Genomic DNA, 23,075 nt, shown 5'->3' with positions numbered 1-23,075 from the left:
ACAAAAAAACTAATCTAAATATAAACTAGCAATTTGGGCTATAACTCTTGAGATGGATGTTGATAAAAATGTTTATATATTAATGACTGTTGCTGAAAAGCCTGATTGAGAAACCAAACTGAAGGAGCATACCGTGTAGCATTTTCAGGAGCCTCAAAGTAAGAATAATAGTCATCTTGAAAGCGTTCTTCTTCAGAGGTTTTCCGGTCGGTGGTAACTCTACGAAAAACATGCTATCTATCCTCAATTGGATAGATTAAGTTATGTATTGAAGGTCACATAGACTTGAAACTCTTATATTCGATCTCTTTTGTCTCCATCTCCTTTTACGTCATTTTCCAAGCAGATTTCGACTGAATAGCCTACGTGACTTTAAGGTCATATCTAATTTAGGAGTTACTTTAATAGCGATAATCAACCACTGGACAGATTTCATTTTCATAATTCGGGTAGCAGAATTAACAAGTAACAAAGTTTTTACAAATCGTGATGAATTGGACTGACACGCCTCGGCGTGTTTTTCAGCATGGCAAAAAGAATTGGCGCGATCGCGAAGCATCAACCTATCAAAGTTGGTTGTTCGAGCGATTTCATCAGCCTTTAGTTACAACTCCGCCCCTATCCCAGTGCGAAGTTTGCGTTATCGTTCCCGTGCGTAATGAAGCCGACAATTTAGAGAGTACACTCTTGGCTTTGTACAATCAGCTCGATTTAACTGGAAAGTCGCTCGATCGCAATCGCTATGAGATCGTGCTGCTGGCAAATAATTGCAATGACGAATCGGCTGCGATCGCGCGCAATTTTGCTACTACTCATCCCGATCTGGTTCTACACGTAGTTGAAAAAGTATTTCCTGCGGCTGAGGCTTATATCGGTCGAGTGCGTCAAGTCCTGATGGATGAAGCTTATCGTCGTCTGAGTTCTATTGGTGGTAAAAGACGAGTCATTGCCTCTACAGATGGAGATTCGCGAGTTACACCGACTTGGATCGCTGCTATCTTGGACGAAATCGCCAGTGGTGCTGACGCTGTAGGAGGACGAATTATTACAGATCGTGAAGGTCGCACGGCTTTAGATCCTTATACAAGAGCTTGCCATCTGCGCGAAGTAGGCTACCGCTTTCTTATTGCCGAATTAGAAGCTTATCTAGATCCCGATCCAATCGATCTCATCCCCCGCCACTTTCAACACTACGGAGCAAGCCTTGCCGTCACAGTGGAGATGTATGCTCAAGCAGGAGGAATGCAACCAGTCCGCACTCCTGAAGATGTAGCGTTCTACCAAGCACTATTGAGAGTCAATGCCCGTTTTCGTCACAGTACCCGCGTGCGTGTCTTCACATCAGCTCGGACTACAGGACGCACAGATGTAGGATTGGCAAACCAACTGAGTAAATGGGTGGAAATGGGGCGATCGCAGCAACAATTTTTGGTAGAGTCGGCGGCTGAAGTAGAAGCTCGATTTGAGTGGCGACATCAGCTGAGAGTCCTGTGGTGGAGTTATCTTTATGACTACCAACCAACCCACAATGCGATCGCTCTGGTAGCAAATGCTGTGGGTGTGAATTGGCAATGGTTAATGTCAGAGTTAGCTCAACCTCAGAGCTTCGGTTTACTTTGGGAAAAGGTAGAACAGCGTCAACAAGTAGAAGGAATCTGGAGACAGCGTTGGCAACTCATCCCAATTCAGGAAGCAATCTCAGCTCTGCGCATTCGTTTAGAGAAATTGCGTCACCAGCGAAGAAAGATAAAAGTTAAAAGTTATGTATTTGTAGGGGCGGGTTTTCATCAAAAATTTATGGATTTGGCTGTCAATCTATCTGCTAAACCCGCCCGTACAAAAGTTAAAAAAGAGTAGGGTGGGCAATGCCCACCTCAGGCTTGAAGTTTACGAGATTTTAAATGTATTGTGATTTAGGCTTTATTTCCTTCTACGTAGACGCTGACAACATCATTTTGCCAAGTTGCATTAACACCTGACGCAGCAACAATTGCTTGCCCTATTGGATCTTTTGTTTCTGCATCTCCACAACAAGAAAATGCTTGTCTAACTGTTACCTTGACATTTTGAAATCCAGCAGTTTCGACAATCTTTTGATATTCATCTACTAATAAAGCACCAGCTACACAACCAACATAAGCAGCAATATCTTGTCGCACTGACTCAGAAAGTTGCTGTTTGAGTGCTGTATCGGAAATGGCAATTCTGCCATTTGGTTTTAAAACTCGATAAATTTCTTGGAAAACTTTTGGCTTATCGGGAGATAGATTGATGACACAATTACTAATAACTACGTCTACAGTCTCGTCTGCTACGGGTAAGTTTTCAATTTCTCCCAATCTAAATTCTACATTTTGTACATTCGATTTTTGAGCGTTTTCTGTTGCTTTGGCGATCATCTCTGGTGTCATATCTACACCGATCGCTTTGCCTGTAGCACCAACTTTTGTCGCAGCAATAAAGCAATCGAAACCCGCACCCGAACCTAAATCGAGAACAATCTCACCTGGCTTTAGTTGCGCTAAATCGGTAGGATTACCACAACTCAGTCCTAAATTCGCCTCGGCTGGAATTGTATTGAGTTCCGCTTCTGCATAACCTAAAGCCACAGCAAATTCTGTTGTGTCAGCGGTAGGAGTACCGCAGCCACAACCTGTTTGTTGTTGAGCAATCTTACCGTAAGCCGCTCTCACGTTTTGTTTTACTGCATTGCTGTCCATAGTTTTAATCTCCTCAATCGTTAAAAAGCTGAGTGAATTTTATGATTTAAACATTGGGTTTTTCATTTCTAAGAGATTGAATAAGTTGCTCTACTCTTTCCTTAATTTGCGATCGCACCTGTCGAAAAGTTTCTATTGATTGCCCTTGAGGATCTTCCAATTGCCAATCCTGAAAGACTTCTCTTAATACCCAAGACTCGGGTAAGTTGACACCACAACCACATAGAGAAATAACGACATCGTAATCTGCTGGATTGAAATTGTTTAAAAGCTTAGAGGTCTGGCTGCTAATATCTATGCCAACTTCTGACATAACTTGAATTGCTAGTGGATCGATTTGATTCGTTTCTAAACCAGCACTCATTACTTGAACTTTTCCTACTCCCAACTGTCGAGCAAAACCCTCCGCCATCTGGGAACGACGGGAATTTGTTTTACAGACAAACATGACTCTTTTCATAAGTCAAAAGTTAAAAGTTAAAAGTTAAAAAATAAGTCAACTATAGCCTGTCTAAACCAATTGTGAAAATACCGTTCATCTGTCTGTGACACGCTAATTGCGCTTTCACAAATGATAAATGACAATCCTCACTTAAAAGCACTGACACAACGCGGATCGCGCAGAGAAGCTTTTTCTGGCTCGCGAGGAAACCAAGCTGCTGTACGCTTACAAATTTCTACTAGCATGAGCATAACTGGTACTTCAATCAAGACTCCCACCACAGTAGCCAAAGCAGCGCCAGAATTTAAACCGAATAACATCACCGCCGTAGCGATCGCCACTTCAAAATGATTGCTGGCTCCGATCAACGCCGCAGGTGCAGCATCTTCATAAGCAAGTTTGAGTTTTAATGCTGCTACGTAGGAAATTAGAAAAATAAAATTCGTCTGAATAAACAGCGGTACGGCAATTAAAACGATATGTATGGGATTGTTGACAATTAGCTCACCTTTAAAGGCAAACAGCAACACGAGAGTCATTAAAAGTGCAGCAATCGCACCGGGACTGAGATATTTCAAAAACCGCCGTTCAAACCACTCTCTACCCTTATGTTTCAGTATCCAATAACGACTGTACATTCCCGTAGCTAAAGGCAAGCTAACATAAATCAGCACTGATAGGACGATGGTTTCCCAAGGTACGCTGAGATCGTTTGCTGCTAACAACCATCTTCCCAAAGGTGCATATAAAAACAGCATGGCTAGAGAATTTACTGCTACCATCACCAGCGTATGTCCTTGATTACCGTAGGAGAGATAACCCCACATCAATACCATTGCCGTACAAGGGGCTATGCCTAGTAAGATTGCCCCAGCAATATAGGAATTCGCCAACACAATTTCGTTACCTCGGATAATTTCCGTACCAGATAGCAAAGGACGAAATAACCATCCCAAAAAAAACTGCGCGAATACAACCATCGTAAATGGTTTAATTAACCAATTCACTACCAAAGTGAGAATTACAGGTTTGGGCGATCGCATTGCATTTGTTGCCTGAGTGAAGTCGATCTTCACCATAATTGGATACATCATGAAAAAGAGGCAAATAGCGATCGGAATTGACACCTGATAAATGCTCATGGCATCGAGAGCCACTGCTATGCCCGGAAACAACCTACCCAAAAGAATTCCGGCAATAATACACAGAAAAACCCAGACAGTCAGGTATTTTTCAAAAAAACTCAGACGGTTGACAATCGGCTTTGATGCAAAACTGTTAATACTCATGATAAAAGTGTGGGGAGTCGGGGATAAGAGAGCTGGGGGAGCGCAAGGTTGCTGAGGGAGCTAAGGGAGCAATTACCAACTACCCATTACCCATTACCCATTACCAATAACTAATCTTCTTTTGCTTTCCAGGCGATCGCTTTTTGGGGTTGCGGATCGGGTAATTTCAAAGAAATTGCAGCCGCCATCAGTACGAATGCCATCGACACCCACAAACAACCCACTAAGCCAAATAGCTGAAAGATCAAACCAGATAGCACTGTACCCGCTAAGCGCCCACCAGAGTTAGCCATATAATAAAAGCCAACATTTAATGCAACCTTGTCATCATCGGTGTAGGCAAGGACGAGATAGGAATGAATTGCTGAATTGAAGGCAAAGATAACCCCAAAAATTGCTAGTCCTACCACAATTGTTAAAGCTGGGGAAACTCTGAGTTGAAGGGAAAGGGCGATCGCGGCGGGAATCGCACTCAGCACAAACGTCCAAATTTGAATCGTTCTTCCTTGGGGAGCCGCTCCCGAACCCAACCAGCGCAGCAGATCGGGCGCTAAAAATTGTACCGTTCCGTAGCCAATCACCCAACAAGCCATAAATCCCCCAACCTGCTCGAACGTCCAGCCAAGCGTGCTGTAGAGAAACACGGGGAGGGCAACTACAAACCAAACATCCCTCGCACCGAAGAGAAAGAAACGAGCCGCAGAGAGAATGTTAATCTCCCTACTTTTAGAAAAGAGCTGGGTAAATTTAACTTTCGCCTTAATCTTACCCATGCCTTGTGGCAGTAGTACCCCCGTACCCAGGATGAGGCAAAGACCACCTGCCATTATCAGCAGGGCATTGACAAAGCCAAATTGAGCTAGCAGCATGCTACCAATAAAAAAGCCAACCCCCTTCAGAGCATTTTTTGAACCAGTCAAAATTGCCACCCATTTAAACAGTGACGACTGTGCCTCCTGAGGTATGACCAAGCGAATCGCACTCTTAGAACTCATCTTAGTCAAGTCTTTGGCAATTCCAGAAAAGGCTTGCGCGACCATCACGTAGGTGACTTGCAACCACACAGCCCATTCTGGATTGAGCAGCGCCAGCATAGCTAAAGCAAAAACTTGTAACCCGATCCCGCCGTAGAGAGTTAGCTTCAGACCAAATTGAGAACCGATCCAGCCTCCGAACAAATTGGTAACAACGCCAAAAATTTCGTAAAACAGAAACAGCATGGCGATTTGCAAAGGAGTGTAGCCCAGCAGATGAAAGTGCAGTAACACCAACATCCGCAACGCTCCATCGGTAATTGTGAAGCTCCAGTAGGCAGCAGTAACGAGGGCATAGTTACGCAAATTGGCTTTATTTCCAGCAGTGGAAGTCATGGTTGTTAGCTAGGGTGAGACAGAAATTAAGCATTTATGTCAGAGATCTCGATCCCCCCTGCCCCCCTTGACAAGGGGGGAGTATATAGCCTCCTTTTTAAGGGGGTTGGGGGATCGATCTAAGCTTTGCAATATCTGTAAAGGTTAGTAGCAACGGGCAATCTTGCGGGCAAGTTCAACCATGCGATTTGCATAGCCCCATTCGTTGTCATACCAAGCTAAAACTTTGACTTGTGTTTCATCGATGACCATTGTTGATAGTGCATCCACAACAGCCGATCGCGGATCGTCTTTGTAGTCTACAGAAACTAAGGGACGTTCTTCGTAACCGAGAATGTCTTTGAGTTCTCCTTCTGCCGCAGTTTTGAGCAAACCGTTAATTTCTTCTACTGTGGTGGGACGCACGACTTCAAACACGCAATCGGTGAGGGAGGCATTTAATAACGGTACTCGCACTGCCAAGCCGTTGAGCTTACCTTGCAGTTCGGGATAAATTAACCCGATTGCTGTAGCGGAACCCGTTGTCGTTGGAATTAAAGATAAACCCGTCGCTCGCGCCCGTCGCAAGTCTTTATGCGGCGCGTCTACGATTGTCTGCGTGTTGGTGTGGTCGTGGACTGTGGTAATGACTCCATGTCGAATTCCCAATCCTTCATGGATGACTTTTACGACTGGAGCCAGACAGTTTGTGGTACAAGAAGCCGCTGTGAGTAAGTGGTGCTTGTCATGTTCGTAGAGGCGATCGTTGACTCCCATAACGATGTTTAATGCCTCTTCCTTAACGGGTGCAGCCACGATGACTTTTTGCACTCCCCGCTTAAAATAGGGTTCGAGTAAAGTTGGGGTGCGGAATTTACCAGAACACTCCAATACGAGATCGACTCCCAACTCATCCCACGGAACTTCCCCTGGTGTGGGTGACTCGCTGAAACTCAAATACTTGCCGTCAATGGAAATGCGATCGCCCTCCGCTGCTACTTCTGGTGTCCAACGACCGTGAACCGAATCAAATTTAAGTAAATGGGCAGCAGCGACTGCACCACCTTTAATTTCGTTGATATGTACGAAATCTAGTTCCGACCATGCCCAAGCAGCCCTTAGTGCTAATCGCCCGATCCTACCAAAGCCGTTGATACCAACTCGAATTCCCATGACTTTACCTGGTTGTACTTAAAATTTTGCTTGTCTGCGTAATAACTGCCCAATTGTCAAACCAATTTGGGATTTGCCTTCAAAGACAGTTCCCACTTTGCCTCGATTGAAGTAGATATAAGTCAGGCGATAGCCTTCCGCAGGTAAGGGGATGTAACCTACGGAGCTAACTAAAGTTGGCGCACGCTGAATATAGAAATCGACAAATCGCCGCACGGCAGGTTTGAGCTGAACCGATCTGGCATTGACGTAGATAAATAATGGTCGAGACAGAGGCTCGTACTGTGCCTTTTCTACTGCCTGTCGCGATGGTAAAACTGCACCCCTACCGCTATCTACTGCCAGAGCCTTCAGCTTGTCCTGGTTTGCCTCGTAATAAGCAAAGCCAAAATACCCCAACGCATTCAGGTCTTTGCTAACTCCCTCTACCAACTCATCATCATCTTCGCTTGCCGTGTAGTCCTGGCGGCTAGCCCTGGCTTTACCGACTACTGCTTCAGTAAAATAATCAAACGTACCAGAATCTTTTCCAGCACCGTATAACTTTAACGGGCGATCGCTCCACGCAGACCTGATTTGCTGCCAATTCGTAATTTTTCCCTCTGCCGCTGGCTCCCACATCTTTTTCAATTCGGCTACAGTAATATTTTTAGCCCAGGTATTTTGCGGATTAACGGCGATCGTCAGCGCGTCGTAGGCTACAGGTAGTTCGATATATCTAATTTTGTTGTTGTTGCAAGCTTCCATCTCGTCAGTGCGGATTGGTCTGGAAGCATCGCTAATGTCTGTTTCTCCGGCACAAAACTTTTTAAACCCAGCACTCGTACCAGAAAAATTCACGAGCAACTGTGCGTTCTTGCCCGTTGCCGTCGATTTAAACTCCTCGGCTATTGCTTTGGTGATGGGGTAAACCGTGCTAGAACCATCCGTCTTAACTGTAGCTGTGGGTTCTGAATTATTCGCTTGAGCGAACCTTAACGGTTGCTTGGTTGGACTAACTGCGTTTGGCATTGCCATAGCAGTTGCGATCGCAACACCACATCCCGCCAGAAAAATAGAAATACTGGCTATCGTTTTCATATGCCTCACCCCTACACTTGAAATCAATTTGCGATAGGGGAGTTTACCTTTCTATCATTTCAAAAAAAATTGATTTGTCAAGAGGGGATGTTTGGTTCAGGATGAGGGCGTATCCTCGCAGGGACGGGCAGGGAGCAATTGACTGAAGCGGCGATATTCTGATAAATATTGTTCTAGTGCAACGAACTGTGATAAATTCAAGCTGTAGTAAATCCAGCGTCCTTCCTGACGCGATCGCACTAAATTAGCTTCCTTTAGGGTTTTGAGGTGAAAAGATAGCTTAGATTGAGCAATTCCCAGTTCCTCCGACAATTCGCACACGCAAAGCTCTGAGGAGCGTAAAAGTTCTAGTATCCGAATGCGTAACGGCTCAGACAAGGCATGAAAACCAGATGCGATCGCGTCGGAGGTGACTGAGAAAGAAACTTGCATCAAATTTTATTGAAATTTACGTCTGACTATATGCTATTCTTTTTCGCGCAACACAGCTAGCATTTGTTGCCTGACGGCTCTTGCCCACAAGTCAAAGTTAAAATCTTCTCCATTGGCGATCGCTGAGTTTGCTGGATGATTGCGGTCTTTCTGGTTGTACTTGGCTTCGACTTTTGTTTCTTTCATGATGGCAAACAAAATGATAGTTTAATAAGTAATTTTACTCACACATAAATTACTGTAAAAAAGCTTTACTCAAATGTAATTTATGCATTAGCATTGGTAAGAATAAGCTATCAATCGCTTTGGGAAAAAACTTCTCTCCCTTGGATGAGATCGCTACTAGTATTATCAAATACAAAGTTATTGAGATCGACTGTTAACTCTCAAATTCCACTTTTAAGAAATTGCCTTTGCTCAATGAATGTAAAAAAACTATAAAAACAAATTAAAAGTGTAGCCGACCGCGATCGCAATCATTGGTATTTTATTCAAAATCAGCAAAAATAAAAATTATCAAAAATAAAAATTAATTATTTTGCGGAATATAAACTTATTTTGTCATCAACCCATACAGCTTTGAGCCTCATGGTTATAATTGTTGTTGCCATAAATTTAATTTTATCTGTGCTGCTTTGCTATGTAGCGCAACGAATTTGGCAAATTCGACGCAAATTAGCACGGACGGCTGATACACTAATTGCGATCGAGCGTTGCACTCGTACCGTACTGCGCGACGCACCAGAAATAATTTATTGCGGACAAGACAGTATTTATCGCTTGAGACAGAGTGGCGAACCACTGCAAATACAACTACAACAACTCAGACAATTGATGTCACTCTCGGCGATCGGATGGCAAACTTGGGCTAGAGTTCGGAATTCGGAATATCCTTTTGGAGCAGCAAGCTACAAAATTCGGAAGTCATGAATGCCTATTTATTGAACTTACTCATTAAGTCAAAGTAAGAACTTCATCGCACAGCATATCACTCTAGCAGTGGCAAGAAAACCCAACAAACGACTGTTATGGTCGAGCGCCCGATTCCCAAGCCGCTTGAAAGAAATCTCGCTCGCACAACATGGCATAGCGATAAGTTTTTTGTACGGTATCGGAGTTGCTAGTGTAGCGATCGCTCAATTTTTCGAGTTGTTGTGCTAGCTGCTGGAATTCTGGGCTGTTGTAGGTACGAATCCAATCGCTGTACTGATGTGTGAGAATACTCTTAGTTGCCAACTTCTGTCCCAAATAAGCATAAAGTCTCATACAAGGTGACATTGCAGCAGCGGTTAAACCCACATCTTGACTCCAAGCAGTAGCCGACAAAAAATCGATATAGCGACGAGTGGCTGTACCTGGTTCGACAGAATTAATATTGACTCCCCATGTGGCTGCATACCCTGCATGAAGCTGAAGTTCTTGCAGTACGCCCCCAGCTAAGCCGTGAAACAAATTAAATCCTTCCCAATCAGGTGCTTTAGCAGCGGCAATACTGTAGGCACGGGCAAAGGCTTCAAGGAAAAATGCATCTTGTCCGACATAGTAAGCAAACTTTTCTCGCTCCAAGGTTCCATCGGCTATACCCTGGACAAATGGATGATTTAGACAAGCTTGAGCTAAATCTTGATTAGTTTGCCACAATTCGCTGGATAGAGACATATGGGGAAGTTGTAAGTCGTAAGTCAGCGGTGATGGTAGTTGGTAGTTGGTAGTTGGTAATTGGTAATTGGTAATTGGTAGTTGGTTTTCCCCTGCTCCTCAGCTCCCTCTGCTCCCTGCTCGTGCGCTCCCTCCTAGTTAGGTTACAACAAAAACCTTAATAAAACTGAAGTTACGCCACCGAGGAAGTTAAAGAAATTGGGTTTGCTCTTGGGTGTTTCTGTTTGCGGTGCTTGCAGTTGGTTTACAAAGGCTTGGGCGGTGTCATAGCCTTCATTATTTCTCTGCCGTAAAAATAACCATTTGGCGCGTTGAGCATCCTGCATCGCTCCCGATCGGTCTAGCAGTTGGTAGCGGGCAATACCTCGCGCCATGTAAGCTGGGGCGTATTTGTCGTTTAAGCTAAGAGCTTGATTGAAATAGCCAATTGCGCCTTTGGGGTCGCCTTTTTGTCCTTGAGCAATGCCCCAACGATAAAATTCTTCAGGCTTTGCTGCTTGGGTAGGAATGGCGATCGCCCCCTGCAAACTAGTACCGCTAAGATTAGCTGTCTTCAAGTCTACATTAGCTAAATAGGCATCACGCAGATCGGCTCCACTCAAATCTGTTTGCTCCAACTTAGCACCACTCAGATTTGCCCCAAACAGAGAAGCACCACTGAGGTTTGCACCGCTTAAGTCAGCCTTGCTCAAATTCGCCCGACTCAAATTAGCACCACTTAAATTCGCCCCCCGCAGATTCGCCTGACTTAAATTAGCTAAGACCAGACCCTCACCACTAAGATCGCATCCTTCGCACTGTTTTGTTGCCAGAAGTTGTCTAGTATGTTCCAGATCTCCCGCACGAGCTGGAGGTGCGAAGTGCAAAGCAGTCAAAACAGTAGTGATGACGATGAGTTGAGTTTTCATAGGTGAGGATAGAGTCAATTGCTAGGCGATCGCAGATGGACAATACATCTTAACCCAGAATTTTTCGAGAGTCGGGAGTCAGTTGTCAGTGAAGAAAGGGTGTGGGGTGTGGGGTGTGGGGTGTGGGGAGAATTCCGAATTCAGAATTCGGAATTAATGCGTGAATTTTGAGTTGCTTCCTCTGCCCCTCTGTCCCTCTGCTCCTGAAGCTCTCTTTTCCCTACTCCCTACTCCCTACTCCCTGCTCCCTGATAACTGTTACCCGTCAACCAACAACTAACCCTTTTTCAAAGTTTTCAAACTCAACGTATAACAACCCAGTCTACCTGGAATGCGCTGCCATCGTCCTTGGGTAGCTCCTCCCCAGAGGGTTTTACCAATTCGGTCTTTAGCTTTGACTAAGGCGCGTCCGTCAATGTCATCGCCATATAGCACTTTGGCAACTTTCTCAGTGGTAATCACTTCACCAGGATGCTCGTTCACCACCACTTCTACAGCCGCAGTCAGACTGAGATGATTGTAGCGAGGGAGCATATCATCGCTTTTACCACGCCGCGACGGTCGCCGACGAGAACTTACGGGTAAGCGGGAGGTGTTAGCCGTGGCAGATTCGGAATCTGCTGTAGGTTCCACTAGGCTCAACTTGTAGGTATAGCAAGCTGGTTGATCTGGGACTTTTTCCCAAATCCCTTTATCCGTACCTTGTCCGAGGGTATCATAGATCCTGGGTTTTTCTGCTTTGACCGCTTCTGCATCCATGTCTCCATACAATGACCAGATGATATACTCCACAGTTAAAATCTTGCCCTGGTTTTCCCGCAATAGCTTTTCCACTGCTTGAATTTTCGTCAGATTCTGATATTCTGCTTTCATCGGAGTTTTAATAGCCGAGGGAGATCTGGCAGTATCCTCGCTCGTCTCTCCTACCTCCAGAGGTGTTTCGGCAACTTCTGCTTGGAGCTGTGATTGGGCAGGTTCAGCTTCTGTTTGGGGCTGTGGTTGGGCAAGTTCAGCTTCTGTTTGGAGCTGTGGTTGGGTAAGTTCAGCTTCTGCTTGGGGCTGTGGTTGGGCAAGTTCAGCTTCTGTTTGGAGCTGTGGTTGGGCAAGTTCAGCTTCTGCTTGGGGCTGTGGTTGGGTAAGGTCGGATAGAGGCTGAGAGAATGATTCGGGTTCGGGTGCAGTTATACCAGATAGGGTTTGCCGTGGCTGTTCTTCAAAAGCAGTCGTTGGCAGCTCAAATGCATGTTGCATTGGAGGTAAGCTCACTTGGTCTGCGAGGAGAGCATTAACGTGAGTTATTTGTTCTCTAGCATGGGCTGCTTGGCGTTGGTTCGCTTCTAGTTGAGCATGACATTGCGATCGCATATCGACTAGGCTTTGTACAAACTGTTGATTTTCTACCAACTGTGCTACTAGTAACCCATTGACATGCGACAATTGCTCTTTGAAGCGAGCTACCTGTTTCTCAGACTCTACGAGCTGGGTGTGGTAAAGCTCTTTCAGAGCAATTAAGTTTTCGATTAAGTGTTGAAGTTGTCTATGAAGAGGCATTTTTTTCGGTATTAAACTCCTTTCTAGTTAGCATATTGGATACACCATAGCTAGGTTTTGTTTGTCATGCCATCCAAAAAGGTTTTTGTTCGAGAGTACACAGTCCGCGCCCACGAACGTACAATCCATACTCGGTTATATAAATTCATCTGCCAGCAATGCAGTCAACCCACGGAACGGGAGAGTTATGGTCCTAGACCTCTGTATTGTGAAACTTGCCGTCCTCCCATGTCTCGTATGGTGGAAGACCCGAAATACAAAAAGAAAAAACCTAGACCCGTACTGGTTAAGCAGGCAAAAAAAGCTCGGTCTAGGTAGTCATTTGTCATTCGTCATTTGTCATTTGTCATTTGTACTGATAGAGAACTGGTGCTACTAGACGATCGAGAAATCCTGGTGGTATCAGCGATCGTCCGCAGATAGGAGACAGAAGGTAAGAGTAAAAGATCTTAGTAATTTATAACTAACTTCTCTCACCTCTCACCTCTCACCTCTCACCTCTCATGACCAATGACTAATGACTAATTATGATTCGACTTTTACTCCACGCCAGAAGGCAATGTAACCCTCAATATTTTTTGCCTTCTCTTTGGCTGTGGGATAGTACCAAGCAGCATCTTTGTTGACTTGTCCATCAACGACAACATTGTAGTAGCTAGCAGTTCCTTTCCAAGGGCAAGTTGTATGAGTGGAAGATTCTTGAAAATACTGCTTGTCGATCGCATCGGGAGGGAAGTAGTGGTTGCCCTCAACGATCTCTGTTGTGGAGCTTTCAGCTAATACAGCTCCATTCCAAGTTGCTTTTGCCATATATTTTTCGTCAATTCATAAACTCTCCAGATACATTATTACCCTCTTGAGAGTGAGTCGTGAGTGGTGAGTCGTGAGTGGTGAGTCGTGAGTCGTGAAAATCCAAATGACAAATGATAAACGACAAATAACTACTCATTCCTCTTCGTCATCAAAGTAGAAAGGAGGTGATTTGAGACGATTTTCTTCTGGGATGACTGTATCTTTGTCGAAGTCACTATCTGAACTTTTGTTGAAGTATGTGGGTAAGGGTTGCCTTGATTCTGCTGGAAGGCGATCGCGACTATGGCGATTAGGGGTGCTACGGGTGAAATTTTTCCAGGCTGCTTTTACACCTGTGAAGACGCTGCGAGTATTCACCTCAACGCTTCTTGCTTGTTCCTTGGCTCGATCTAAACTGCGATCGACTTGTTTTGCAATTTGTGCCGCACTTTTTACCCCATCGCTCACATCATCGGTCAAATCGCTAATTTCTAACCCTGTCAAGCGAATTGCTTCTAAAGTTGGAGGCAAATCTCGTTTGAGCGTATCGAAGAGTTTTTCGGCGCTGCGGGCTGCCCGTGCTAATTCATGAAAAGCTGGCACGGCTGCCACTAAAACTGCTGTGAGGCTAATAGCAACTAGCAGTAGTGACAGTCCGAGCCAAAACAGTGGATCGATCGCAGTGGCACTACGGGCGATCTGTATAAGCAGTACGGGAATCGGAAGTAATCTCATTATTTTGCCGTTTGATGGCTTGACGCTCTTGCTGACTGGCTTCAACCCCAGCCGCGATCGCCTCTCGCAATCGTTCTAATGTATCATCCCAACTACGTAATGCCGATCCTGAAAGACGGTCTGCCTGGAGTTGCACGCTAGTCGATAAATCTTCTGCTAGTTCTGGGATAGCATTAGCAGATTTTTTCAACAACTGTCGCGCTTCTCGTCCGCTACGTGGGGCGATTAACATTCCAGTTAAAGTGCCGACGGCAGCACCTAATAAAAAACCGCCGATAAAGACTCCTGAACGGTTGTTAGGCATATATGAGGGTTTTCTCTCTACACTCATTGTAAGGTCAGTTGTCAGTTGTCAGTTGTCAGTTATCAGTTATCAGTGAAGAAAGGGTGTGGGGTGTGGGGTGTGGGGAGAATTCAGAATTCAGAATTCGGAATTAATGCGTGAATTTTGAGTTGCTTCCTCTGCTCCTCTGCATCTGAAGCCCCTCTGCCCCTCTGCACCTGAAGCTCTCTTTTCCCTACTCCTTGCTCCTCATCTCGTATATCGATGCTTGACTCCTACGGGGAAGTATTCTGGATCTCCCGTGGGGGCGAGGGAGATTTGGGGGATTTGATATTCAGGGGGAACGTAATTGGCAAATTCGCTGTTGAGTCGGAGCAATTGCGTGTGAATTGAGGTGGCGATCGCATTTCTTTTTGCTTCATTTCCCTCTACTCCTGGTGCTAACTCTACCACTATAGAGAAGAAACGGTTTCGATCGGCATCTTCCTTCACTTCCATGACGAATTTACCTGTCACCCATTCTTGAATCTGCGATTGTTCTAAGCCAACGATGACATTTTCGGGATAGATATTTGCGCCAAAGTAAGAAATAGTAAAATTAGCACGCCCAAACACGTAGACGAAAGGTAGAGCATGGATGCCTCTCGTTCCTTGTTGCTGTAAAGTGACGATCGGGTCGAATCCGTGCGATCGCAAAAATTCCAGCATGGCATCGTAAGCAATGATTCCACCTGTATCGGCAATATGATATCGCACGAGGGGAATGCCATTATCGCCCGAAAATAGCAGCGTGCCGTCCTGCACTTCAAAATAGCGGCTGAGCGGATCGTATTGTACTAAGGTGGGTAAGCGCGATTCCCCAAATAAGCTACGGGCTACTTCTGGATGAGCTGCTAAAAATCGGCGGATGCAGATACTCAAAGGTGTTTCATTTCCTAACACGCCAGCATCAGCCGTGCCGTAGAGTGAAGCAGAATCATAGTAGGGATTGTTTGCTCCCACTCGCTCCCCTACTAAACTCCGCCACTCTTCGCTGAAGACTTCTCCTGCTAGAACCAATTTGATTTGGTAGCGCTGCCACTCTATGCCGTTAGCTTTGCCAGTATCAATGACATCTTTGAGAAAGGGCGGATATCCCAGCAATACTACTTGCTCAAATAAACTACCCAGTTCTTGCACGACACGGCAGATTTCTGTTTTGTTATTCCCTGGAGTTACAACAGTGATGGGATAACCCTTACTTGCCAAGTGGCGACAGCAATCAGTTGTAAACATCCCACCTACCCAAGTTCCCAACGTAAAACAGACAACTGCTAGAGTGGGGCGGGTGTCAGCAGAAAAGCTATCGTGAAATATTTGTTCAAAGCGGGTGGCAATTTGCAGTTCGTCGGTTAGGTAGCGCAACCAATATGTTGGTTTCCCCGTAGAACCCGATGATGCTGCTACCATATCGCATCTTTCTAGTTGTCCGTGCCGACAAAAATTTGGTAGGGAATGACAACGTAGGTAGTTGTCTTTTGTCAGTAGCGGCAGTTGTTGAAAGTCTGCCAAAGTTTGAATTGCTGTTGGTTCAATTCCCCGTGCCGTCAAAAAAGTTTTGTATGCTGGTACAGTTGCAGCCACATCGCGAAATAACTCTAAGGCAGCAGCTTGAGGAGAAACTTGTTGATGCTTGCTTAGTTTCGTTGCTAGAGGTGTAGTGAAAAACTCTTGCAAGGCTGTTAATACGCGATCGCTTTGTTCTTGCTGCATTACCTGTGATTGTTTTCGATCAACCGGATTGGAACGATCTTATCAAGACTATTGCATCAAAGTCGATTTACCTAAACCACTTTGTTGTTTCATTCTTCTTGCTTTTTTGCTGTTTGCTTTTCTCGGCGATCGTGTTGTTACTCACTAAAATCTCTACAATGTTAAGTAAGGTAAAGCTGTTGTTTAGAGATTGAGAGTTAGGAAAACAATAATGATATTCGGATTTGGTAAAAAAATCGCTATGCCTTCTCCCCAGGAGGCTTTACCAGGACGGTCGCAAGCAATGCCCGTACCTCAGACTCACTACACAAATGGAAATCCTCTCAAGCCGCCATATCCTGCCGGTATGGAGACAGCAATGTTTGGTATGGGCTGTTTCTGGGGTGCAGAACGCAAGTTTTGGCAGTTAGATGGCGTTTTTATCACTGCTGTTGGCTACGCGGCTGGCTATACCCCCAACCCCACTTACAAAGAAGTTTGTTCGGGGATGACGGGTCACAATGAAGTTGTGTTTGTCGTCTACGATCCCAAAGTCATTAGTTACGAACAATTGCTGAAAGTTTTCTGGGAAAACCACGACCCAACTCAGGGTATGCGACAAGGAAACGATGTCGGAACCCAATACCGTTCGGGAATTTACGTCTACTCTGACGAACAGAAAAAATTAGCGATAGCAGCGCAAGATGCCTATCAGCAAGCCTTGGCTCAGGCAGGATACGGCAAGATAACCACTGAAATTATTGATGCTCCCGAATTTTATTGGGCAGAGGAATATCATCAGCAATATCTGGAAAAGAATCCTGGCGGGTATTGTGGTTTAGGGGGTACGAACGTTGCTTGTCCAGTGGGATTGATAGCAGGTTAGTACAACATAGGGAGCGTTAGTAGCGCTCCCTAGTATATAAAATATTTATAACTAAAAATAAAGTTAATAATGACTCAACTCATTTTATTTTTCTTGACGCGATCGCAACAAATATCTTTAAAGTTTCACTGCAATAACACATAAAGTTTTTCTTAAATTTTCCTGACGCGGCTCTCTACCTCCTATGTCTTTGTTCGTAAAGCTTTTTACCATCAAGCAATCTATCGCGAGTTAGATGAGAATTTTTTTTCTTCTCATTTGAATTGCAATAGTAAAAGCTTTGCATTGTCTGAATTAAAGATAAATTCAGACAGACCTTGCTGCACGAATAACTATTTCAAATCTAACTAAAGAGCTATTTTATATTTACTGAAAACACATCTATCTTTGGATGATTAACAAAAATTAACAAACTCGTATATGATAAGGGAGGTTTGCTTAAAATGCTCTCAAGTTTGGCTTGTCTACTTCTACGTTTGCTAAGGATTCTACTCTGACATGGTTGCATCGATTCCGAACCCTTTACAACAAAGTGCTTTAAACCAAAGTGAAACGCGATTGAATATCGGTTATTCATATACATATAAGGGGATTGTAATTGCCTTAACGATTATCGTGACGTGGATAGCTAGTTTATGCTTTCTCCTCTCAAGTCAATTAGAAAAACTGGGAATCTGGGGAATTCTATTAGCAATAGTTTGGCAAACATTTTTGTATACAGGCTTATTTATTACAGCCCATGATGCCATGCATGGACTAGTCGCTCCAAATCATCTCCAAATAAATCGCTGGTTTGGTAGAGTAGCTGTAAATTTATATGCTTTATTTCCTTACAATCGATTGCTGCAAAAACACTGGGCACATCACCGACATCCAGCCAGCCAACTCGATCCCGATTTTCACAACGGCAAGCAGAAAAACTTTTTTGGCTGGTACTTGTATTTTATTGGAAACTATTGGAGTTGGCGACAAATCATTGGATTAACCATCCTTTTTCAGGGCGCAAATGTATTATTAAATATATCTAGAACCCACCTCATTTTATTTTGGGCGTTACCAGCAATTCTCAGTTCGGTACAGTTGTTTTACTTTGGTACGTTCTTAACTCACAGAGAACCAAGAGCAGGCTACGAAAATATTCATCGCGCCCAATCAACTCATATAGTGTCTTTCTGGTCGTTTCTTGCTTGCTACCACTTTGGATATCACGAAGAACATCACGAATATCCCCAAGTTCCTTGGTGGAAATTACCAGAAGTCTATAGGATGAAAAGAGAAGAATCAGTTATCAGTGACCAGTGACCAGTTATCAATGGAGAAAGGGAGTAGGAAGCAGGGAGCAGAGGGAGCAGAGGAGAATAATGACCAATGACCAATGACTAATGACCAATGACAAACGTAGCAATGACAATTGCTGGATCGGATAGCGGCGGCGGAGCTGGAATTCAAGCAGATCTAAAAACTTTTGCCTTTCATTGCGTACACGGTACGAGTGCGATTACTTGCATCACGGCTCAAAATACTTTGGGTGTTACGCGAGTTGATGCTCTACCAGCCGCCGCTGTTGTCGCTCAAATTCTAGCGGTGGTTGAGGATATCGGGGTTCAAGGTGTAAAAACTGGGATGTTGCTCAACCAGGAAATTATTACGGCTGTAGCCCAACAAGTTGAGAGCTTGAGTTTAGATAAATTGGTGGTCGATCCCGTGATGGTGTCGCGCACGGGAGCGCAGTTAATTGACGATGCAGCAGTAATAAGCTTGCGATCGCAACTCATCCCTCTAGCAACTATAGTCACCCCTAATCGCTACGAAGCGCAAATTTTGAGTGGGAAAGAAATTCATAGCTTAGATGACATGAAAACTGCGGCTGAGGACATTTTTCGCCGGACGGGAGCAAAGGCTGTGTTAGTCAAGGGTGGAGGAATGTTAGGAGAGGCGCGCGGCGTTGATGTTTGGTTTGATGGCGATCGCTTGGAGATAATAACGACAACCCAAGTCGATACAAAGAACACTCACGGTACGGGTTGTACCCTAGCCGCCGCGATCGCAGCCAATCTCGCTTTGGGGAAAGAGCCATTGATAGCTGTACGACAAGCAAAAGAATACGTTACCACAGCCTTGAAACACGCCCTCAACATTGGCAAAGGACAAGGACCTGTCGGGCATTTCTTTCCCCTAAAGGAGAGTCGGTAAGTCGGTAAGTCGGAACTAACTGCTCGTGCGCTCCCTACTCCCTGATAACTGAAAAATATTACAAATTAGCTGTGAAAGTAGCAAAATCTGGCTAGACTGGTGGCGAATATTTCTTTTGACGGCGCTACCCATGCGATCTAGCTCCAGCTCTGCTCATCATCATCCAACAAATTCTCATAACTATATGCCCTCTGTGCCACTTTCGGTCTATCGGGAATTGGCATTGGAGTTGCAAGCTACCCAGGAGACAATTGACGCTCTCAAGTCGCAAAATCAGCAGCTAGCCAGACAAAATCAACACCTCCGCCAAGAAATTGAAAAAGTCGTACAGCACGTTTCCTATTTACAACAAGTGGTTGATACGACTGTGGCGAACCAAATAGAAAACGATCGCCCCGAACGAGAGTATCAGGTTAAACCAAAACGCCCGCCGTCTGGTCGTGCCGGACACCAAGGCGGTGTGACAATGAAAACTGGCGGCGGACATGCTTCAGAATTTGTAGCAGTTGAAGAAGTGGAAGCGGATAATCACCATCACCGTTCCCAATCGGACGCTGCTCGAATGAATGGCTGGGGATTGGCGATCGCAGTTTCAATCGTAGTCGTGACAGCATTTAGTACTGGATTTCTCCTGGTTCGCCCTCTAACATCCAATCGTTGAGCGATCGCACTGACTGCCTTCTTCTAAAAAATGTATTAATTAATACGATACTTCATACTAGAGGATGATACTACAAATAAGTTCCAGCTATTGCATTTGGGATCGATCGAGTGTAGAAAAACAGGATGGAGGCAATCTACGCAGCAATTCAAACAGTGCGATCGCACTCAAACTAAGAGATAATTTTCCTTTGGTGAATCACAGCAGTAAAACACACCAATATAAAACGATAAACAAACGGGAGTGAGAAAATTGAAAAAGGTAGAAGCAATTATCCGACCCTTTAAACTCGATGAAGTGAAAATTGCCCTCGTTAACGCTGGTATTGTGGGCATGACGGTTTCAGAAGTCCGAGGCTTTGGACGACAAAAAGGACAAACAGAACGCTATCGCGGTTCCGAGTATACGGTAGAGTTTCTGCAAAAACTCAAAGTAGAGATCGTCATCGAAGACGCACAGGTAGACATGGTAGTAGACAAAATCATCGCCGCCGCCCGTACTGGAGAGATTGGCGATGGCAAGATCTTTATCAGCCCTGTAGAAGAAGTTGTCCGCATTCGGACAGGTGAAAAGAATCTGGAGGCAGTTTAGGCAGTTATCAGTGACTAGTGGCTAGTGGCTAGAAAAGAGTCTAGCTGCTAGTCACTATCCACGCACCACTTCTTGCAAATGGGGAATCAGGGCTTGAAAGGCTCGTCCGCGATGGCTGATTTCGTGTTTCAGTTGGGGTGGCATTTCGGCAAATGTCATTTGCCGATCGGGAACGTAGAAAATCGGATCGTAGCCAAAGCCTCCTATGCCCCGTGGTGCAGTCAAGATTTCACCGCGACAAATGCCTTCGGCTTGCAGGACGATCGCGCCATCGGGACGGGCGATCGCGATCGCGCAGACAAATTGTGCCTGTCTATTTGTCGCGTCTCCTAGTTCCTGTAAAACCCGTTCGATCCTCTCTGCATCGGTTTTAGCATAGCGGGCAGAGTAGATCCCAGGAGCGCCACCCAAAGCATCGACTTGTAAACCAGAATCGTCAGCGATCGCCCATTTTCCAGTTGCTTTTGCTACCTGAGAAGCTTTTAAGCAAGCGTTGGCGACAAAAGTATCGCCCGTTTCTTCAACTTCCAATTCTGGCGGTTTGAGGGTCAATTCCCAGTCTAAATCGGTCAGGTAAGCTTGCATTTCTTTTAACTTACCTGGATTACCAGTTGCAACTACTAGGGATTTTAAATTTTGGATTTTGGATTTTAGATTCATTTACTTTTATCCGTCTATAGCCTACGGCGAGCTATGTATTGACCGTGGACGTTGACGCAATAAGGCATTAGGTAGGTCAGCACTCCAGACATCCAGCGTTCTCGATCCATTTCTCCACGCAGCAATGCTCCACCATGATTAATCGTAAACAAGATCGTGCCTACAAATAGAGCAGTCTTCAAACCCGTAAAGACAAATTTCCGATCGAACAAACTGCGGAGGTATCCTGCGATCGCTTTCATGGAGAAGTGACGAATAACTAGTGAGGGAATTTTAAATTGAAGGGTGAAGAGTGAAGAGTGGCGAATGCAACCATTTTGGATTGGTAATTGGTAATTTCTCCCTCTGCTCTCCTACTCCCCTGCTCCCTCTGCTCCCCTGCTCTCTTCCCCAACTCCCGACTCCCGACTCCCGACTCCCTATCCTTCCGCCCAATCTTTCGCCCAATTGAGGGTTTGATGCACCTGTTCAATTGTCGGTGCTTCGCAGTATAGGCGCAAGACAGGTTCAGTGCCGCTAAAGCGAATCATCAGCCAGCTATCATCATCCAAGCGGAATTTGTAGCCGTCAATGGTTTGACAATTGACTACGGCTTTTCCAGCAATTTCTTTGAGGGGCTGAGTTTGCAACTGCTCCAAGAGACGCGATCGCACTTCCATACTTGCTAAGGGTAGATCGATGCGATCGTAGGCAGAGTGAAAGTTCGTTTTTGACTGGAGTTGCTGGTAGAGGGCGCTTAAATCTAGTCCAGATTGCGTAACTGCCTCTAGCACATATAAAGCAGAAAGTAAAGCATCTCGTTCGGGAATATGCGTTCCATAACCGATCCCGCCTGACTCTTCCCCCCCAAGTAAAACTTGAGTTTCCAACATGCGATCGGCAATATATTTGTATCCCACCGGAGTCTCGGAGACTGGGATCTGGTGTAAAGCTGCAACGCGGGGCATTAAGTCAGAACCACTGACAGTTTTGACGAGTTCGCCTTTCATTCCCCGATTTACTGCCAAGTGTTCGATCAAAATGGGAATCAAGACTTGGGAACTGAGAAAATTGCCTTGTCCGTCTACAGCCGCAATCCGATCGCTATCGCCATCAAATACTAAACCTACAGCTAAGTTGCCTTTTTCGGCACTATGGGTACGGATGGTTTCAAATAAACGAGAAAGGTATTTTGGCAATGGTTCTGGCGCACCGCCACCAAATAACGGATCGCGATCGCTATTCAGTTCGTTGACTGGTACTTCTAATATCTGTGCTAGTCCCCCTGCGGCTGCACCGTGCATCACATCAGCAAAGACTGTTAGTTTACCTTGAGTGATATACGAGCGAATGCGATCGAGATCGACTTTTGCCCGTAGAGTCTCGCAGTAACTAGACCAAGGATTGAATGTTTCAATTTTCCCTGGTTTATCACTGGTAGGCAGTGGATAATCTAGCAAAGATTCAATATTCTTCGTCACCTCTGGCGGGACAGAACCGCCAAAAGCGCCTTTAACTTTCAATCCTGAATAGCTACCTGGGTTGTGACTAGCAGTAATGACTAAAGCACCCAGAGCATTATGCTGTTTTGCCGCTAGACTAAAAGCTGGAGTAGGAGCATAGGTTTCCGATAAAAGTACGTCAAACCCTACCGCTGTAACGGCTTGGGCTGTTGCACGGGCAAAATCCTCTGACATGAAGCGGCGATCGTAGCCCACAATAATCGTATTACTACCTGTAGTATTACCATACGTTCGTGCTAAAACTTGAGCGGCGATCGGTGCAACTAAGGCTAAGCGTTCAAACGTGAACTCATCGGCAATGATACCGCGCCAACCATCCGTACCAAACTTGATTTTATTGCCAATTCCTGGCATGGTATTTACCCCAGAACCCTAACGCTGGATCTTAACATCTCTGGTTTAATAAGCAATGAAGAAGTTCGCGCCTCTGGATTACGT

Annotated in this window: 27 protein-coding genes; 8 read left to right on the top strand and 19 right to left on the bottom strand. The window is 45.1% G+C overall.

What is annotated here, in order from left to right; genetic code table 11:
• The first annotated feature begins 489 nt into the window (after window positions 1-489).
• On the top strand, window positions 490-1,857 hold the full coding sequence (locus ACRC32_RS20505; protein ID WP_438555706.1) for a glycosyltransferase: 1,368 nt from the start codon (window positions 490-492) through the stop codon (window positions 1,855-1,857).
• A gap of 56 nt (window positions 1,858-1,913) precedes the next feature.
• Here the strand turns inward: ACRC32_RS20505 and arsM are convergent, their stop codons facing one another.
• From arsM to ACRC32_RS20465, 8 genes are all read right to left on the bottom strand, one after another.
• The gene (gene arsM, locus ACRC32_RS20500; RefSeq protein ID WP_438555703.1) at window positions 1,914-2,720 is read right to left on the bottom strand and encodes an arsenite methyltransferase; all 807 of its coding nucleotides are present in this window, start codon (window positions 2,718-2,720) and stop codon (window positions 1,914-1,916) included.
• Between the two features lie 46 nt (window positions 2,721-2,766).
• Window positions 2,767-3,180 (bottom strand): arsenate reductase, glutathione/glutaredoxin type, encoded by a 414-nt coding sequence (gene arsC, locus ACRC32_RS20495; RefSeq protein ID WP_438555702.1) that lies wholly within the window; start codon window positions 3,178-3,180, stop codon window positions 2,767-2,769.
• Window positions 3,181-3,308: 128 nt separating this feature from the next.
• Window positions 3,309-4,451: an ACR3 family arsenite efflux transporter gene (gene arsB, locus ACRC32_RS20490; protein ID WP_438555701.1), complete on the bottom strand. Its 1,143-nt coding sequence runs from the start codon at window positions 4,449-4,451 to the stop codon at window positions 3,309-3,311.
• A 110-nt stretch (window positions 4,452-4,561) separates the two neighbouring features.
• Window positions 4,562-5,821 carry an organoarsenical effux MFS transporter ArsJ gene (arsJ, locus tag ACRC32_RS20485; RefSeq protein ID WP_438555700.1) on the bottom strand — a complete coding sequence of 420 codons (1,260 nt, stop codon included), beginning with the start codon at window positions 5,819-5,821 and terminating at the stop codon, window positions 4,562-4,564.
• Window positions 5,822-5,965: 144 nt separating this feature from the next.
• Entirely contained in the window at window positions 5,966-6,973 is a 1,008-nt protein-coding gene (locus ACRC32_RS20480; RefSeq protein ID WP_438555699.1) for an ArsJ-associated glyceraldehyde-3-phosphate dehydrogenase, read from the bottom strand.
• A gap of 18 nt (window positions 6,974-6,991) precedes the next feature.
• Window positions 6,992-8,053, bottom strand: coding sequence for a PstS family phosphate ABC transporter substrate-binding protein (locus ACRC32_RS20475; RefSeq protein WP_438555698.1), 1,062 nt, complete (start codon window positions 8,051-8,053; stop codon window positions 6,992-6,994).
• Between the two features lie 96 nt (window positions 8,054-8,149).
• Window positions 8,150-8,485: an ArsR/SmtB family transcription factor gene (locus ACRC32_RS20470; protein WP_015154861.1), complete on the bottom strand. Its 336-nt coding sequence runs from the start codon at window positions 8,483-8,485 to the stop codon at window positions 8,150-8,152.
• Window positions 8,486-8,518: 33 nt separating this feature from the next.
• On the bottom strand, window positions 8,519-8,671 hold the full coding sequence (locus ACRC32_RS20465; protein WP_438555697.1) for a hypothetical protein: 153 nt from the start codon (window positions 8,669-8,671) through the stop codon (window positions 8,519-8,521).
• A 402-nt stretch (window positions 8,672-9,073) separates the two neighbouring features.
• Between ACRC32_RS20465 and ACRC32_RS20460 the strand changes: the two genes are divergently transcribed.
• Entirely contained in the window at window positions 9,074-9,415 is a 342-nt protein-coding gene (locus ACRC32_RS20460; RefSeq protein ID WP_438555696.1) for a hypothetical protein, read from the top strand.
• A gap of 96 nt (window positions 9,416-9,511) precedes the next feature.
• On the opposite strand, the gene ACRC32_RS20455 is transcribed toward ACRC32_RS20460, so the two are convergent.
• From ACRC32_RS20455 to ACRC32_RS20445, 3 genes are all read right to left on the bottom strand, one after another.
• A complete protein-coding gene (locus tag ACRC32_RS20455; RefSeq protein ID WP_438555695.1) occupies window positions 9,512-10,144 on the bottom strand; it encodes a TenA family protein in 633 nt (210 codons plus the stop codon).
• Window positions 10,145-10,287: 143 nt separating this feature from the next.
• Window positions 10,288-11,052: a pentapeptide repeat-containing protein gene (locus ACRC32_RS20450; RefSeq protein ID WP_438555694.1), complete on the bottom strand. Its 765-nt coding sequence runs from the start codon at window positions 11,050-11,052 to the stop codon at window positions 10,288-10,290.
• A 276-nt stretch (window positions 11,053-11,328) separates the two neighbouring features.
• Window positions 11,329-12,603, bottom strand: a complete 1,275-nt coding sequence (locus tag ACRC32_RS20445; protein ID WP_438555693.1) for a hypothetical protein — start codon at window positions 12,601-12,603, stop codon at window positions 11,329-11,331.
• A gap of 66 nt (window positions 12,604-12,669) precedes the next feature.
• On the opposite strand from ACRC32_RS20445, the gene ACRC32_RS20440 reads away from it, so the two are divergent.
• Window positions 12,670-12,921, top strand: coding sequence for a hypothetical protein (locus ACRC32_RS20440; protein WP_317106677.1), 252 nt, complete (start codon window positions 12,670-12,672; stop codon window positions 12,919-12,921).
• Window positions 12,922-13,128: 207 nt separating this feature from the next.
• Here the strand turns inward: ACRC32_RS20440 and ACRC32_RS20435 are convergent, their stop codons facing one another.
• The 4 genes from ACRC32_RS20435 to ACRC32_RS20420 form a co-directional block, all read right to left on the bottom strand.
• Window positions 13,129-13,413, bottom strand: coding sequence for a DUF427 domain-containing protein (locus tag ACRC32_RS20435; protein ID WP_438555692.1), 285 nt, complete (start codon window positions 13,411-13,413; stop codon window positions 13,129-13,131).
• A gap of 135 nt (window positions 13,414-13,548) precedes the next feature.
• A complete protein-coding gene (locus tag ACRC32_RS20430) occupies window positions 13,549-14,130 on the bottom strand; it encodes a DUF948 domain-containing protein (RefSeq protein ID WP_438555691.1) in 582 nt (193 codons plus the stop codon).
• A complete protein-coding gene (locus tag ACRC32_RS20425; RefSeq protein WP_039716885.1) occupies window positions 14,084-14,434 on the bottom strand; it encodes a YtxH domain-containing protein in 351 nt (116 codons plus the stop codon). The genes ACRC32_RS20430 and ACRC32_RS20425 overlap by 47 nt, the downstream gene beginning before the upstream one ends.
• A gap of 228 nt (window positions 14,435-14,662) precedes the next feature.
• On the bottom strand, window positions 14,663-16,165 hold the full coding sequence (locus ACRC32_RS20420; RefSeq protein ID WP_438555690.1) for a phenylacetate--CoA ligase family protein: 1,503 nt from the start codon (window positions 16,163-16,165) through the stop codon (window positions 14,663-14,665).
• A gap of 208 nt (window positions 16,166-16,373) precedes the next feature.
• Here ACRC32_RS20420 and msrA point away from each other — a divergent pair, with 208 nt between their 5' ends.
• The 5 genes from msrA to ACRC32_RS20395 all read left to right on the top strand — a co-directional run bounded on the left by msrA (window position 16,374) and on the right by ACRC32_RS20395 (window position 20,475).
• The gene (msrA, locus tag ACRC32_RS20415) at window positions 16,374-17,030 is read left to right on the top strand and encodes a peptide-methionine (S)-S-oxide reductase MsrA (RefSeq protein ID WP_438555705.1); all 657 of its coding nucleotides are present in this window, start codon (window positions 16,374-16,376) and stop codon (window positions 17,028-17,030) included.
• Between the two features lie 498 nt (window positions 17,031-17,528).
• Complete coding sequence (gene crtW / locus ACRC32_RS20410) at window positions 17,529-18,332, top strand: beta-carotene ketolase CrtW (RefSeq protein WP_438555689.1); 804 nt, start codon at window positions 17,529-17,531, stop codon at window positions 18,330-18,332.
• Between the two features lie 87 nt (window positions 18,333-18,419).
• Window positions 18,420-19,223 (top strand): bifunctional hydroxymethylpyrimidine kinase/phosphomethylpyrimidine kinase, encoded by an 804-nt coding sequence (gene thiD / locus ACRC32_RS20405; RefSeq protein WP_438555688.1) that lies wholly within the window; start codon window positions 18,420-18,422, stop codon window positions 19,221-19,223.
• Window positions 19,224-19,407: 184 nt separating this feature from the next.
• Complete coding sequence (locus ACRC32_RS20400; RefSeq protein ID WP_438555687.1) at window positions 19,408-19,884, top strand: hypothetical protein; 477 nt, start codon at window positions 19,408-19,410, stop codon at window positions 19,882-19,884.
• A 252-nt stretch (window positions 19,885-20,136) separates the two neighbouring features.
• Window positions 20,137-20,475, top strand: a complete 339-nt coding sequence (locus ACRC32_RS20395; protein WP_039717719.1) for a P-II family nitrogen regulator — start codon at window positions 20,137-20,139, stop codon at window positions 20,473-20,475.
• 54 nt (window positions 20,476-20,529) lie between these two features.
• Here the strand turns inward: ACRC32_RS20395 and rdgB are convergent, their stop codons facing one another.
• The 4 genes from rdgB to ACRC32_RS20375 are packed head-to-tail and all read right to left on the bottom strand — an operon-like array spanning window position 20,530 to window position 22,991.
• On the bottom strand, window positions 20,530-21,135 hold the full coding sequence (gene rdgB, locus ACRC32_RS20390) for an RdgB/HAM1 family non-canonical purine NTP pyrophosphatase (protein WP_438555686.1): 606 nt from the start codon (window positions 21,133-21,135) through the stop codon (window positions 20,530-20,532).
• Between the two features lie 14 nt (window positions 21,136-21,149).
• Window positions 21,150-21,377, bottom strand: coding sequence for a nitrate/nitrite transporter NrtS (nrtS, locus tag ACRC32_RS20385; RefSeq protein WP_039716879.1), 228 nt, complete (start codon window positions 21,375-21,377; stop codon window positions 21,150-21,152).
• 31 nt (window positions 21,378-21,408) lie between these two features.
• Entirely contained in the window at window positions 21,409-21,582 is a 174-nt protein-coding gene (locus tag ACRC32_RS20380; RefSeq protein WP_438555685.1) for a hypothetical protein, read from the bottom strand.
• On the bottom strand, window positions 21,555-22,991 hold the full coding sequence (locus ACRC32_RS20375) for a phosphoglucomutase/phosphomannomutase family protein (RefSeq protein WP_438555684.1): 1,437 nt from the start codon (window positions 22,989-22,991) through the stop codon (window positions 21,555-21,557). Before ACRC32_RS20375 ends, ACRC32_RS20380 begins: the two co-directional genes overlap by 28 nt.
• Window positions 22,992-23,075: the final 84 nt, after the last annotated feature.

Source organism: Chroococcidiopsis sp., assembly GCF_051657925.1.
Taxonomy (GTDB): Bacteria; Cyanobacteriota; Cyanobacteriia; order Cyanobacteriales; family Chroococcidiopsidaceae; genus Chroococcidiopsis.
This window is presented reverse-complemented; position numbering and strand designations above follow the sequence as displayed.

Excerpts from the sequence above, each read along its gene's own strand:
- ACRC32_RS20505 (WP_438555706.1), top strand. The coding sequence starts at position 490 with ATGAATTGGACTGACACGCCTCGGCGTGTTTTTCAGCATGGCAAAAAG.
- arsM (WP_438555703.1), bottom strand. The coding sequence starts at position 2,720 with ATGGACAGCAATGCAGTAAAACAAAACGTGAGAGCGGCTTACGGTAAG.
- arsC (WP_438555702.1), bottom strand. The coding sequence starts at position 3,180 with ATGAAAAGAGTCATGTTTGTCTGTAAAACAAATTCCCGTCGTTCCCAG.
- arsB (WP_438555701.1), bottom strand. The coding sequence starts at position 4,451 with ATGAGTATTAACAGTTTTGCATCAAAGCCGATTGTCAACCGTCTGAGT.
- arsJ (WP_438555700.1), bottom strand. The coding sequence starts at position 5,821 with ATGACTTCCACTGCTGGAAATAAAGCCAATTTGCGTAACTATGCCCTC.
- ACRC32_RS20480 (WP_438555699.1), bottom strand. The coding sequence starts at position 6,973 with ATGGGAATTCGAGTTGGTATCAACGGCTTTGGTAGGATCGGGCGATTA.
- ACRC32_RS20475 (WP_438555698.1), bottom strand. The coding sequence starts at position 8,053 with ATGAAAACGATAGCCAGTATTTCTATTTTTCTGGCGGGATGTGGTGTT.
- ACRC32_RS20470 (WP_015154861.1), bottom strand. The coding sequence starts at position 8,485 with ATGCAAGTTTCTTTCTCAGTCACCTCCGACGCGATCGCATCTGGTTTT.
- ACRC32_RS20465 (WP_438555697.1), bottom strand. The coding sequence starts at position 8,671 with ATGAAAGAAACAAAAGTCGAAGCCAAGTACAACCAGAAAGACCGCAAT.
- ACRC32_RS20460 (WP_438555696.1), top strand. The coding sequence starts at position 9,074 with ATGGTTATAATTGTTGTTGCCATAAATTTAATTTTATCTGTGCTGCTT.
- ACRC32_RS20455 (WP_438555695.1), bottom strand. The coding sequence starts at position 10,144 with ATGTCTCTATCCAGCGAATTGTGGCAAACTAATCAAGATTTAGCTCAA.
- ACRC32_RS20450 (WP_438555694.1), bottom strand. The coding sequence starts at position 11,052 with ATGAAAACTCAACTCATCGTCATCACTACTGTTTTGACTGCTTTGCAC.
- ACRC32_RS20445 (WP_438555693.1), bottom strand. The coding sequence starts at position 12,603 with ATGCCTCTTCATAGACAACTTCAACACTTAATCGAAAACTTAATTGCT.
- ACRC32_RS20440 (WP_317106677.1), top strand. The coding sequence starts at position 12,670 with ATGCCATCCAAAAAGGTTTTTGTTCGAGAGTACACAGTCCGCGCCCAC.
- ACRC32_RS20435 (WP_438555692.1), bottom strand. The coding sequence starts at position 13,413 with ATGGCAAAAGCAACTTGGAATGGAGCTGTATTAGCTGAAAGCTCCACA.
- ACRC32_RS20430 (WP_438555691.1), bottom strand. The coding sequence starts at position 14,130 with ATGAGATTACTTCCGATTCCCGTACTGCTTATACAGATCGCCCGTAGT.
- ACRC32_RS20425 (WP_039716885.1), bottom strand. The coding sequence starts at position 14,434 with ATGCCTAACAACCGTTCAGGAGTCTTTATCGGCGGTTTTTTATTAGGT.
- ACRC32_RS20420 (WP_438555690.1), bottom strand. The coding sequence starts at position 16,165 with ATGCAGCAAGAACAAAGCGATCGCGTATTAACAGCCTTGCAAGAGTTT.
- crtW (WP_438555689.1), top strand. The coding sequence starts at position 17,529 with ATGGTTGCATCGATTCCGAACCCTTTACAACAAAGTGCTTTAAACCAA.
- thiD (WP_438555688.1), top strand. The coding sequence starts at position 18,420 with ATGACAAACGTAGCAATGACAATTGCTGGATCGGATAGCGGCGGCGGA.
- ACRC32_RS20400 (WP_438555687.1), top strand. The coding sequence starts at position 19,408 with ATGCCCTCTGTGCCACTTTCGGTCTATCGGGAATTGGCATTGGAGTTG.
- rdgB (WP_438555686.1), bottom strand. The coding sequence starts at position 21,135 with ATGAATCTAAAATCCAAAATCCAAAATTTAAAATCCCTAGTAGTTGCA.
- nrtS (WP_039716879.1), bottom strand. The coding sequence starts at position 21,377 with ATGAAAGCGATCGCAGGATACCTCCGCAGTTTGTTCGATCGGAAATTT.
- ACRC32_RS20375 (WP_438555684.1), bottom strand. The coding sequence starts at position 22,991 with ATGCCAGGAATTGGCAATAAAATCAAGTTTGGTACGGATGGTTGGCGC.